We start from the raw sequence: 11,699 nt of genomic DNA on the forward strand, positions 1-11,699 counted from the left end.
CATCAAGCACGCACCGAATACCCGCCAGCTCCGGCGTATCACCATAAACAAAGTTTTCCAGCACGTTGAGGCTGTCACGGTTGGCCAGGACCAGACAATCGGACGGCAACCCGTCACGCCCCGCCCGGCCGATCTCCTGGCTGTAGTTCTCGATGGATTTAGGCAGGTCGAAATGCGCCACGTTGCGGATATCACTCTTGTCGATACCCATGCCGAAGGCGATGGTCGCAACGATGCAATTGCACTGCCCGCCCATGAACCGTCGCTGAATGGCTTCGCGTTGTTCATGAGGTAAGCCGGCGTGATAAGCCTGGGCCTCAATCCCATGCTGGCTCAGGTGCTCGGCAATCTGCTCGGCGGTTCGCTGCAAGGTGACATAGACGATGCTCGGCTGTCCGGCTCGCTCGCCCAGCCATTGCACCAGTCGCCGCCGCTTATCCGCGCCGCGCACCGGTTCCACCAGCAGGTTGAGGTTAGGTCGATAGAAGCCGGTGGTGACCACATCGTCGGGGGCGATGGCGAACTTCGCCTGCATGTCCGCGATGACTTTGGGCGTTGCGGTGGCCGTCAACAGCAACACCTGGGGAATGTCGAACTGACGCTGGTAGTCGGGGAGCTTGAGGTAGTCGGGACGAAAGTTATGCCCCCATTCGGAGATGCAGTGGGCCTCATCTACCACCAGCAACGAGATCGGTACCTGCTGCAGGAAATTGCGAAAGCGCTCGTTCTTCAGCCGCTCCACCGAAATCATCAGAATCTTCAACTCGCCCGAACGGGCCCGTGCCATGACCTCGCTGGCTTCGTCACGACGCTGGACTGAATCGATACTCGCCGCCGCAATGCCATGGCGATGCAGGAACGCCAGTTGGTCCTGCATCAGTGCCAGCAGCGGCGAGACCACCAGGGTCAGATGCGGTAATAGCAGGGCCGGCAATTGATAGCACAGGGACTTGCCCGAGCCGGTAGGAAAAATGGCCGCTGCCGACCGACCGGCAAGTACTGCGCTGACGGCAGCTTCCTGACCGGGGCGAAACTGCGGATAACCGAAAACCTGTTCCAGGGTGCTGTGCATAGGCGGTCACTCCTTGACTGCTGCGATGCCAAAAGCCTAGCCGGACGGCGCAGGGAGTCGAGAAAAGGTTTGGGGGGAAAACGATACCGGATGATACAGCCTCAGCGCCTTTGTGCTTTGCCATGAGGCGATACAAATCCAGGCACTTTGATGCCTCGTTCCCGTTTCGCTTGCAAGGTAAGGTGCGCCATCCACTCATGCGTTACAGGCCTGGAAGCCCGGCGCTCAAGACTCCGCTCAAGGACTGAACCATGTCACATCCATTTTCCGCGCTACGCACCCTGGCGCTAACGTCGGCCTCACTCCTGGCCGGTTGCTTGACCATCCCAGCACAACCCGACATGCGAACCACCGTGTTCGAAACACCGGAATACCGCGCCCAGCAAGGTCTGGCCATCGTCAAAGCCTCAGCTCTGTATGCCCGGGGTGGCACCGGCCGGAACGTGACCGTGGCGCTGATCGACTCTGGACTGAACAGCAGGCTGACGGAGTTCGAGGGCAGGCTGGGTGACCCCGGATTCGACCATGTCGAAAACCGTCCCGGTACCCTTGACCGGGTCGGTCACGGCACGCAAATGGCCGGCATCCTCGCCGCCAACAAGGACGACCAGGGCATGCATGGCATCGCGTTTGAGGCCAGGTTGATCCCCTTCCGTTTCGGCGACGACAACGAACCGTTTTTTTTCGACAGCGAAATCGCACAGTCCTGGCAAAGCGGTTTCGACAAGGGCGCGCGCCTGTTCAATAACTCGTGGGCCAACGCCATCCCCGCCACCGAAATCACTGAAGCACGTTACAACCAGGTGATGCCCGACTCCCTGGCCGCTGCCCGAAAACTGGTGAAAGACGGCGCCGTATTTGTCTTCCCGACCGGCAATGAGCTCAAGCGCGAGCCCTTGGCCGAACCTGGGTTACCAGCAGCGTTGCCGGAACTGGAGAAAGGCTGGATCGCGGTCGTGGCGTTGAAAAACGATGGCAGCACCATCAATGGAAAATCCAACTATTGCGGCGTCGCAGCCGCCTGGTGCATCGCCGTACCCGGCGGCGACGCAGGTCCACAGGCAGGCCTGCTTACCGTGGGCAAGGATGGCCGTTACGTGCAAACCGCCGGCACATCCCCGGCCGCCGCGTTGGTCAGTGGCGCACTGGCCGCGCTGCAAAGCCTCTACCCGCAGCTCAACGCACAGCAAGTGCGCGAACATCTGCTGGCGACAGCCAACCGCACTGGCATCTACGCCAACAGCGAAGCCTACGGCAGAGGGTTGATGGACCTTGAGGCGGCCTCACGACGCGCCCAAGGAACGCTGGCTGACTGAATCAGGAGCCGCTACCGCTCGCGGCTGTCGAAGCCTCCCGGACAATTCCTAGACGGTCGTGGGATATTTCTTCTTTTTCCAACGGGCAAAGATTTCGCCCTAAACTTTCCACCTATACAGACGCCACCCTCAGCCCGGACATTTTTTCATGTACCTCGCCCCAGATTTTCCTGACGACCACGCCATGCGCCAGCTCATGGAACTGCTCCATGAAGAAATCGGCCTGCCGGAGCGCAAGACAATCCGTCTGGACACCGCCATCAATCTCGACTTGGGCTGTGACGGCGCGGACGCTCGGCATCTGATGGAAGCATTGGAGGAGCGGTTCGCCCTCGACCTCATTGACTACGACGCGTACCGCTACTTTCAGCCGGAAGGATTTGATGTGTTTCAAAAGCGCAGGGCCAAGGGCCGTGGCAGCAAGGTGCCACTGACCATTGGGATGCTCTACAAGGCAATCAAGGCTCAGCGCTGGGAGACGCAGGAAGTGGAAGGGGTGTAGCCGAACGGCACGCATTAAGTGGCATTATTCTGGCTGTTTACCGTGATTCCAGGTGGAATAATGGCTGCTTTCGAGCCGGGAGCAGCACAGCATTGCATCCGCCCCCTCAAAAGCCGTCCATAAAAAAACCGCCCTGAAAAGGGCGGTTTTTTTCATTCGCGAACCAAGCCTTACAGCTGCGGCCCAGCGGCCTTGATCGCGTCGCTCACTTCAAACTTCTTGAAGTTCTCGATGAACAAGCCGGCCAATGCCTTGGCGGCTTCGTCGTACGCAGCCTTGTCGGTCCAGGTGTTGCGTGGGTTCAACAGGCCAGTCTCAACGCCCGGAACAGCCAACGGCACGTCCAGGTTGATGATGTCCAGGTGCTCGGTTTCAGCACCGATCAGCGCGCCGCTCTGAATTGCCGCGATCACCGCACGGGTGGTCGGGATGTTGAAGCGCTTGCCGACGCCGTAGCCACCGCCGGTCCAGCCGGTGTTGACCAGGTAGACCTTGGAGCCGAAGCCGCGGATACGCTTGATCAGCAGCTCAGCGTATTCACCAGCAGGACGTGGGAAGAATGGAGCGCCGAAGCAGGTGGAGAACGTCGATTTGATGCCGCTGCCCGAACCCATTTCAGTCGAGCCCACCAGTGCGGTGTAACCGGACAGGAAGTGGTAGGCCGCTTGTTCTTCACTGAGGATCGACACCGGCGGCAGTACGCCGGTCAGGTCGCAAGTCAGGAAGATCACTGCGTTTGGCTCGCCACCGAGGTTTTTCGGTGCGCGTTTTTCGATCAGTTCACGCGGGTACGCGGCGCGGCTGTTCTGGGTCAGGCTGTCGTCGGCGTAATCGGCTTTCTTGGTGACCGGGTCCAGAACGACGTTTTCCAGTACGGCGCCGTGCTGGATGGCTTTCCAGATAACCGGCTCGTTCTTCTCGGACAGGTCGATGCACTTGGCATAGCAACCGCCTTCAATGTTGAAGACCACGCCAACACCCCAGCCGTGTTCGTCATCACCGATCAGGTAACGGCTTTCATCGGCGGACAGCGTGGTTTTGCCCGTGCCCGACAGACCGAAGAACAGGGTTACATCGCCCTCTTCGCCCATGTTGGCGGCGCAGTGCATAGGCAGTACGTCAACCGCTGGCAGCAGGAAGTTCTGGACGGAGAACAGCGCTTTCTTCATTTCACCGGCGTAACGCATGCCGGCGATCAGTACTTTCCTGGCCGCGAAGTTGATGATCACGGTGCCGTCGGAATTGGTGCCGTCGCGCTCAGGCTCGCAGACGAAGTTCGGCGCGTTGAGGATCTGCCATTCATCCTTGCCACCGGCGTTGTACTGCTCGGGGTTGATGAACAGGCAGCGGCCGAACAGGTTGTGCCAGGCAGTCTCGGTGGTCATCTTGACCGGCAGGTAGTGCGCAGGGTCGGAACCTACATGAACATGGGAGACAAAACGCTCACGCTCGCCCAGATAGGCTGCTACGCGGTCCCACAGGGCGTCGAACTTGTCGGCCGGGAACTTGCGGTTGATCGGGCCCCAGGCAATGGCGTCCTGGGTGGTCGGCTCTTCAACGATGAAACGGTCAACCGGTGAACGACCGGTACGATGACCGGTGCGAACAACCAGCGCGCCAGTATCGGCAAGCTCGCCTTCACCGCGACTGAGGGCTTCTTTGACCAGATCATCGACACTCAGATCGGTGTACACGGCGTTATTGGCTTGCGTCATGAGATTCCCCGTCGGCCTGTGGCCGAGTGCTCCAAACGTTTTGTAGTAGGAAGTCGCGCACTACTACCCGAAAAAAGTGGGCCGGATTATGCCAGAAAAGCCCAAAAAAAGTAGGGCCCTCCCGTCAGTACGGCGTAAATCCGGCGTTTGCCAGGAGATTTACCTGCGCTGAACCGTTTTAGTGACGAGTATCTGACGGTGTGTCGACACCCGCACCGGCGAACAATTGGGCGATGTCCGCAGCGTCGAACAGGTAGCGCTCGTTGCAAAACTGGCAATCGATCTCGATGGCGCCACCATGCTCGATCACCAATTGCTGCGCATCTTCCAGACCCAGACTGACCAGCGCATTGCCGGAACGTTCACGAGAGCAGCTGCATTGGAAGCGCAACGGCTGAACGTCGAACAGGCGGACCTGCTCTTGATGGTAGAGACGATGCAACACGGTTTCGTTGTCCAGGCTCAGTAGCTCATCGGCGCTCAGGGTGCTGGCCAGAGCGGTGATGTGCTGCCAGCTGGCGTCACGTTCTTGCTGGTCGCGAAGGCGATCGGCGGGCAACTGCTGCAGCAGCAAACCACGGGCACGCCGCCCGTCGGCATAGAGCCAGAAGCGAGTGTTGGTCTGTTGCGACATGACGAAGTAGTTGGTGAAGCATTCAGCCAGAGACGTGCCATCGAGATCGACAATACCCTGGTAGCGCTTGCCGTGGGTTGGATCGACCGTCAGCGCCAGCACGCCATCGGGCATCATGTCGGCCAGGGTCGCGTCGGGGGCGATCTGCTCGGCGTGATAACGGGCCAGGCCACGGATCTCGCGTTCGCTGGAGCATTCGATCATCAACAATGGCACCGGGCCTTCGGAACGGGCCTGGAGAATCAGCAAGCCATCGAATTTCAAGGTGCCGACCAGCAGCGCCGCAGCCGCCATCAGTTCACCGAGCAGTTGGGCGACCGGTTCCGGATAGGGATGCTTGGCAAGAACTTCGGCGTAGCTACGCTCCAACGCCACCAGTTCGCCACGAGTGTCGCTGTCATCGAAGATGAAGCGTTGGGTGTAGTCGGTATCCGGCAAATCAGTCATAGGGTCTGGTATCTGAGGTGATGACAAAGGATGAAGGGCATTTTATGGACATTCCGGGTGGGTTCCAAGCAAGGCCAGGGTTTGTCGGACGGGATGGGGCTGACTGCGCATCCGAGCCAAAGGCACTGCGGCCTCAAATTGCCGATCTTTTATTCGCTATTGCTGCCATGAAACTTGAACAGATCCCGACGCTGCTTCTTGCTGGGCTTGCCATCGGTGCTGACCCCCAAGGCGCCGGCCTTGCGCTGGGCGGCTGCGGTTTCGCGCCGGGCGATACTGGCTTCGGTCTCGCGATACAGCGCCTGCGCTTCCGGCGCGCCGCGGCGCACGATCGACAGGGCCTGGACAACCACGGTTTTTTCGTCGAACCCGGTGCGAATGACATATTCGTCGCCGATGCGAGGCTCCTTGCCCGGCTTGCAACGTTCGCCCCGGTGATGGACCTTGCCGCTTTCGATGGCGGTCTTGGCCAGGGCGCGGGTTTTATAGAATCGCGCTGCCCACAACCATTTATCGAGACGGACCTTGTCGTCTTCTTCCTTTTTTTGTGCCACTGCAATTCCTCTTTCAGCCAATAGTCAGAACTGTACTACCGTTTTTGTCGAGCGCACGAATTCGGTCCGACAGATAGAATGTCGGCCGAACTGACTTGCGGCACGATGCGGGCCGGTATCGGTTACGAGCGGAAACAGGTGTGTAGATAACTGTCGCCATTTTGTGATTATTCTGCGTGAATACCGCGATTCGCGGGCTCCACGATCCGATGTACTGATCGCAGGTTTTTTTATTGAAGACTTTTGACCATCTGACCGTTGTCGGTCTACGCGAGTGGGTGGCGCTCCCGGATCTGGGTGTCGCGGGCCTGCGGGCAAAAATCGACACCGGCGCCAGCACCTCCAGCCTGCACGCCACCGACATCGAGCCGTTCGAGCGCGACGGTGAAAAATGGGTGCGCTTCACCGCGCATCTGGGAACGGTGGTGCAGTTGCGCCATCGTCGCTGCGAAGCCCCATTGGTGGCGCGCAAAACGATAAAAAGCTCCAACGGCCACGCCCAGGTTCGCTACGTGATCAGCACGACGCTGGCACTGGGGGATCGGATCTGGCGAGTCGAGTTCACGCTTGCCTGCCGCAAGTCCATGCGATATCGCCTGTTATTGGGTTCCAAAGCCTTGATCGACGGCCAGTTGGTGGTCAATCCGGGCATCAAATACGTTCAAGACAAGCCGGTGTTCCCGGTGTCCACTACCTCTGCCACAGGTGTTGCATGAAGATCGCTGTGCTGTCGCGTAATCCGCGTCTGTATTCCACTCGTCGCCTGGTTGAAGCCGGGACCGAACGTGGCCATGAAATGGTGGTGATCGATACCCTGCGCGCCTACATGAACATTGCCAGCCACAAGCCGCAGATCCACTACCGTGGCAAGCCGCTGGAAGGGTTCGATGCGGTGATCCCGCGCATCGGTGCGTCGGTAACGTTCTATGGTTGCGCCGTGTTGCGCCAGTTCGAAATGATGGGAGTATTTCCCCTCAACGAGTCCGTGGCCATCGCCCGCTCCCGGGACAAGTTGCGCTCGCTGCAATTGTTGTCGCGCCGTGGGATCGGCTTGCCGGTGACCGGTTTTGCCCACTCTCCCGACGACATTCCCGACCTGATTGCCATGGTCAACGGCGCGCCACTGGTCATCAAGGTGCTGGAAGGCACCCAGGGTATCGGCGTAGTGCTGTGTGAAACCGCGACGGCCGCCGAGTCGGTGATCGAAGCGTTCATGGGCCTGAAGCAGAACATCATGGTCCAGGAATACATCAAGGAAGCCGGCGGCGCGGACATTCGCTGCTTCGTGGTCGGCGACAAGGTGATCGCTTCGATGAAGCGCCAGGCCAAGCCCGGGGAATTTCGCTCCAACCTGCACCGCGGCGGTAGCGCGAGCCTGATCAAGATCACGCCGCAAGAGCGCATGACTGCCCTGCGCGCCGCTAAAGTCATGGGCCTGGCCGTGGCGGGTGTAGACATCCTGCGTTCCAATCACGGGCCGCTGGTGATGGAGGTCAACTCCTCGCCGGGCCTGGAAGGGATCGAAACCACCACGAGCAAGAACGTGGCGGGGATCATCATCGAGCATCTGGAAAAGAATGGCGGGCCGAACATGACCCGGACCAAGGGTAAGGGTTAACTCATAGGTGGGAGCGAGCCTGCTCGCGATAGCGGCGTGTCAGTCAACATCAATGCTGCTGATCCACTGCTATCGCGAGCAGGCTCGCTCCCACATCAGTTCTTGAGCAAACGGGTGTATCCCTATACCGCATCCCTAGGCAACAACAGCCCCAACGGCAACCTCACCCGCGCTTCCAGACCACCACCGGCGCGGTTGCGCAATTCGACATTGCCGCCGTGCATCGAAGCGATGCGCTTGACAATGGCCAGGCCCAATCCCGTGCCTTTTCCGCCCCGGGCACGGTCGCCCCGGGTGAAGGGGTTGAAAATGGCTTCCAGTTCCGACGGATCGATCCCGGCACCACGGTCCATGACGCTGAGCACCACATAAGGTGCGCTGGTATCACCGGAAACATAAGCCGCCACTTCGACGCCCGTGCCGGCGTGATTCAAGGCATTGCCGATCAGGTTGTTCAGCAATCGCTTCATCGACACCCGGCGCAGCGGGAACGGCTGGATCGGCTCCAGGCGCAGGTGCACTTTTTCGCAGTTCTGGTTATAGGGCGCGGCCACTTCCCGTACCAGCTCGCTGAGATCGACTTCTTCCACGGACTCGTCCCGACCGTCGCGAATGAACGCCAGGAACTGATCGAGAATCGCGTCCATGTCTTCGATATCGCGGACCATTTCATCGGTCAGGTCGGTATGCTCGCCCATCAACTCCAGCGACAGCCGTAAACGGGTCAACGGTGTGCGCAGGTCGTGGGAGACGCCTGCAAGCATCAGTTCACGCTCGCGTCCGGCCTGCTCGACGTCCTCGGCCATCTGGTTGAAAGCGCGGTACACCTCGGTCATTTCACTGGGAGTGTCGCTGATGGGCAATCGCACGCTACGGCCCTGGCCCAATTGTCGGGCAGCGTAGACCAGACGCTTGAGCGGCTGATTGAGCTGGCTGACGAAGATCCACGCCGAAGCGGTCGACAACAGGCCGATGGCCAGGAACCAGCCAAGCACGTTCCAGATTTTCTGGCCGCGCAACGGGTGGGGGTACAACGGTACCTTCAACCAGCCATCCCCCAGGCTCGGCGCACGGACCCACAGCGCCGGAGGCGAGTGCATACGCAAGCGCACTTCGGTATCGGCGCCGAGTTCGTCCTGCATCTGCCGTTGATAGATCTCGCTGTAAGGCCAGTGTTGTTCGCCTTCCGGCACGCCGGCGCCAACCACCCGGATCAGGGTCGCCGCTTCGGCGATCTTCTCCCGGTTGGCTTCGTCGGCGGCCCAATAGGCTCGAAGGGTCAAGGCAACGCCATGGCTGTACTGCCGGTCCACCAGTACATCTTCGTTCATCAGCAAGTAGACGAGCGTCAGTGCCTTGGAAAAGAGCACGACAATCAGCACCAGCCAGAGGGTGCGGGAGAAGAAGCTCTGGGGGAACCAAACGGGGGTTTTCATGAATAGCCGCTACACACTTGCAGGAGCGAGCGATGCTCGCACAATAACGGACCGCGAGTCGCCTGCAGGAAGAAATTCAACCCGCCAGGCCACCCGCTCCTACAAATCACCGATCACTTGCTGGCGGCGCCATCCGGCACGAATACATAACCCACGCCCCAGACAGTCTGGATATATCGCGGCTTGGAAGGATCAGGCTCGATCATCCGGCGCAGACGGGAAATCTGCACGTCGATGGATCGCTCCAGCGCATCCCATTCACGGCCACGGGCCAGGTTCATCAGCTTGTCGCGGGTCAGCGGCTGACGGGCGTTCATCACCAGGGCCTTGAGCACGGCGAACTCACCGGTGGTGAGCATGTGTATTTCATCGCCGCGCTTGAGCTCGCGAGTGGCCAGGGACAGTTCATAGTCGCCGAAGGTCACGCTTTCATCTTCGCTGCCCGGGGCGCCAGGCACCGGGGCCGACTGACGACGCAACACCGCCTTGACCCGGGCCATCAGCTCGTCCGGGTTGAACGGCTTGGCCAGGTAATCGTCAGCGCCCAGTTCCAGACCCTTGATACGGCTCAGCTCATCGCCCTTGGCCGTGAGCATGATGATCGGGATCTGGTTGTTGGCGCCACGCAGGCGACGGCAGGCTGTCAAACCGTCTTCACCTGGCAGCATCAGGTCGAGGACCACCAGGTTGAAGACCTCACGGGCCAGCAGCCGATCCATTTGCTCGGTGTTCGGTACGGTGCGGGCACGGTAGCCCTTGCTGACGAAAAAGCGCTCCAGCAGGCTGCTCAGCCCCGGATCGTCGTCAACAATAAGAATTTTTTCGCCTTCAGCAGTTTGTGCAGTGCTGCTCATAGGAAGCTCCTTTGATCTCGGCGCGCATTATGGCCTAGCTGCCGTTATACGCACCGTGTGCATTGTTAGCAGATTTTTCCTCTATCTCCAGTCATCCGGGTATCGAGCCTACAGACCACGACGCCCCCTAAGAACGCAACGCTGGTTATAATGCGCGGCCTTTTGTGCCAGGGAATGTCGGATCGTGATCCCGACCCATCGTTTTTTCCCTTGCCTGGCAGCACTTTCTGAATTTCGCGGGTCAACAGGCAGCCTCTTGACCCAGGCAGCGGCGCACGCCAGGCCGCTCAACCAGTCTCGCCGAGCCCGGTTTCTGCAGTGGCGAGTCTGATTTCACAATTTTTCAGGTGGTTTTATGGACAGCATCAACAGCCGCATCGCCGAGGAACTCGGCGTACGCCCACAACAGGTCGAAGCGGCCGTCGCGCTACTGGATGAGGGCTCCACGGTGCCCTTTATCGCCCGTTACCGCAAAGAAGTGACCGGCAGCCTCGATGACACTCAATTGCGTCATCTGGAAGAGCGTCTGCGCTACTTGCGAGAACTCGACGAGCGGCGCGTCAGCATCCTGGCCAGCATTCAGGAACAGGGCAAGCTGACCCCGCAACTTGAGCGTGACATCAAGCTGGCCGACACCAAGACCCGTCTCGAAGACCTGTACCTGCCCTACAAGCAAAAACGCCGCACCAAGGGCCAGATCGCCCTGGAGGCAGGCCTCGGCGAGCTGGCCGACGGCCTGTTCAACGACCCGACCCTGTCCCCGGAAACCGAAGCCGCGCGTTTCGTCGATGCCGAAAAAGGTGTGGCGGACGTGAAAGCCGCGCTGGAAGGTGCCAAGTACATCCTTATGGAACGCTTCGCCGAAGACGCCAACCTGCTGGAAAAACTGCGCAATTACCTCAAGCAGGAGGCTACCCTCAGCGCCCGCGTGATCGCCGGCAAGGAAGAGGAAGGCGCCAAGTTCCGCGACTACTTCGAACACGACGAACCGCTCAAGAGCATGCCGTCCCACCGCGCCCTGGCAATTTTCCGCGGCCGCAACGAAGGCATTCTCAGCTCCGCGCTGAAGGTGGGCGATGAGTTGCCCGGCACCATGCACCCGTGCGAAGGCATGATCGGCCAGCAGTTCGGCATCCAGAACCAGAACCGCGCCGCCGACAAATGGCTGGCCGAAGTGGTGCGCTGGACCTGGAAGGTCAAACTCTACACCCACCTGGAAACCGATCTGCTGGGCGAGCTGCGCGACAACGCTGAGACAGAAGCGATCAACGTCTTCGCTCACAACCTGCACGACCTGCTGCTGGCCGCACCGGCCGGGCCGCGCGCCACCCTGGGCCTGGACCCGGGCCTGCGTACCGGTTGCAAAGTGGCCGTGGTGGACTCCACCGGCAAGCTGCTGGACCATGCCACGGTCTACCCCCATGTACCGCATAACAAGTGGGACCAGACCCTCGCCGTGCTCGCCGCGCTATGCGCCAAGCATTCGGTGGACCTGATCGCCATCGGCAACGGCACCGCCAGCCGGGAGACCGACAAACTGGCCGCCGAACT

General features: G+C 60.1%; 10 protein-coding genes and 1 pseudogene. 5 read left to right on the top strand and 6 right to left on the bottom strand.

Translation table 11 applies throughout. The features are described 5' to 3' along the window. On the bottom strand, positions 1 to 1,072 hold a 1,072-nt coding region (locus GSM73_RS27935; RefSeq protein ID WP_256677079.1), incomplete at its 3' end, for an ATP-dependent DNA helicase RecQ. A gap of 251 nt (positions 1,073 to 1,323) precedes the next feature. Between GSM73_RS27935 and GSM73_RS24285 the strand changes: the two genes are divergently transcribed. Continuing rightward, positions 1,324 to 2,388 (top strand): S8 family peptidase, encoded by a 1,065-nt coding sequence (locus GSM73_RS24285; protein ID WP_160894038.1) that lies wholly within the window; start codon positions 1,324 to 1,326, stop codon positions 2,386 to 2,388. 148 nt (positions 2,389 to 2,536) lie between these two features. Beyond that, complete coding sequence (locus tag GSM73_RS24290; protein ID WP_047226847.1) at positions 2,537 to 2,890, top strand: DUF1493 family protein; 354 nt, start codon at positions 2,537 to 2,539, stop codon at positions 2,888 to 2,890. A 170-nt stretch (positions 2,891 to 3,060) separates the two neighbouring features. Here the strand turns inward: GSM73_RS24290 and GSM73_RS24295 are convergent, their stop codons facing one another. From GSM73_RS24295 to GSM73_RS24305, 3 genes are all read right to left on the bottom strand, one after another. Further along, the gene (locus tag GSM73_RS24295) at positions 3,061 to 4,605 is read right to left on the bottom strand and encodes a phosphoenolpyruvate carboxykinase (RefSeq protein ID WP_047226846.1); all 1,545 of its coding nucleotides are present in this window, start codon (positions 4,603 to 4,605) and stop codon (positions 3,061 to 3,063) included. Positions 4,606 to 4,783: 178 nt separating this feature from the next. Further along, complete coding sequence (gene hslO / locus GSM73_RS24300; RefSeq protein WP_076383277.1) at positions 4,784 to 5,686, bottom strand: Hsp33 family molecular chaperone HslO; 903 nt, start codon at positions 5,684 to 5,686, stop codon at positions 4,784 to 4,786. Between the two features lie 149 nt (positions 5,687 to 5,835). Beyond that, positions 5,836 to 6,240, bottom strand: coding sequence for an RNA-binding S4 domain-containing protein (locus tag GSM73_RS24305; protein ID WP_047226844.1), 405 nt, complete (start codon positions 6,238 to 6,240; stop codon positions 5,836 to 5,838). Between the two features lie 251 nt (positions 6,241 to 6,491). On the opposite strand from GSM73_RS24305, the gene GSM73_RS24310 reads away from it, so the two are divergent. Together GSM73_RS24310 and rimK are read left to right on the top strand one after the other, a co-directional pair. Next, the gene (locus GSM73_RS24310) at positions 6,492 to 6,956 is read left to right on the top strand and encodes an ATP-dependent zinc protease (protein ID WP_171061301.1); all 465 of its coding nucleotides are present in this window, start codon (positions 6,492 to 6,494) and stop codon (positions 6,954 to 6,956) included. Further along, positions 6,953 to 7,858 (top strand): 30S ribosomal protein S6--L-glutamate ligase, encoded by a 906-nt coding sequence (gene rimK / locus GSM73_RS24315; RefSeq protein WP_047226843.1) that lies wholly within the window; start codon positions 6,953 to 6,955, stop codon positions 7,856 to 7,858. The genes GSM73_RS24310 and rimK overlap by 4 nt, the downstream gene beginning before the upstream one ends. 122 nt (positions 7,859 to 7,980) lie before the next feature. Here the strand turns inward: rimK and GSM73_RS24320 are convergent, their stop codons facing one another. Next, positions 7,981 to 9,294: an ATP-binding protein gene (locus tag GSM73_RS24320; RefSeq protein WP_047226842.1), complete on the bottom strand. Its 1,314-nt coding sequence runs from the start codon at positions 9,292 to 9,294 to the stop codon at positions 7,981 to 7,983. 113 nt (positions 9,295 to 9,407) lie between these two features. Then, complete coding sequence (ompR, locus tag GSM73_RS24325; RefSeq protein WP_025211284.1) at positions 9,408 to 10,148, bottom strand: two-component system response regulator OmpR; 741 nt, start codon at positions 10,146 to 10,148, stop codon at positions 9,408 to 9,410. 355 nt (positions 10,149 to 10,503) lie between these two features. Here ompR and GSM73_RS27940 point away from each other — a divergent pair. Continuing rightward, positions 10,504 to 11,699, top strand: a pseudogene (locus tag GSM73_RS27940) (Tex-like N-terminal domain-containing protein); the annotation flags it as partial.

It is taken from the genome of Pseudomonas sp. PICF6, from assembly GCF_009831705.1.
In the GTDB taxonomy this organism is placed as follows: domain Bacteria; phylum Pseudomonadota; class Gammaproteobacteria; order Pseudomonadales; family Pseudomonadaceae; genus Aquipseudomonas; species Aquipseudomonas rhizophila.

Coding starts and splice junctions, on each gene's coding strand:
- GSM73_RS24285 (WP_160894038.1), top strand. CDS start 1,324: ATGTCACATCCATTTTCCGCGCTACGCACCCTGGCGCTAACGTCGGCC.
- GSM73_RS24290 (WP_047226847.1), top strand. CDS start 2,537: ATGTACCTCGCCCCAGATTTTCCTGACGACCACGCCATGCGCCAGCTC.
- rimK (WP_047226843.1), top strand. CDS start 6,953: ATGAAGATCGCTGTGCTGTCGCGTAATCCGCGTCTGTATTCCACTCGT.
- hslO (WP_076383277.1), bottom strand. CDS start 5,686: ATGACTGATTTGCCGGATACCGACTACACCCAACGCTTCATCTTCGAT.
- ompR (WP_025211284.1), bottom strand. CDS start 10,148: ATGAGCAGCACTGCACAAACTGCTGAAGGCGAAAAAATTCTTATTGTT.
- GSM73_RS24295 (WP_047226846.1), bottom strand. CDS start 4,605: ATGACGCAAGCCAATAACGCCGTGTACACCGATCTGAGTGTCGATGAT.
- GSM73_RS24320 (WP_047226842.1), bottom strand. CDS start 9,294: ATGAAAACCCCCGTTTGGTTCCCCCAGAGCTTCTTCTCCCGCACCCTC.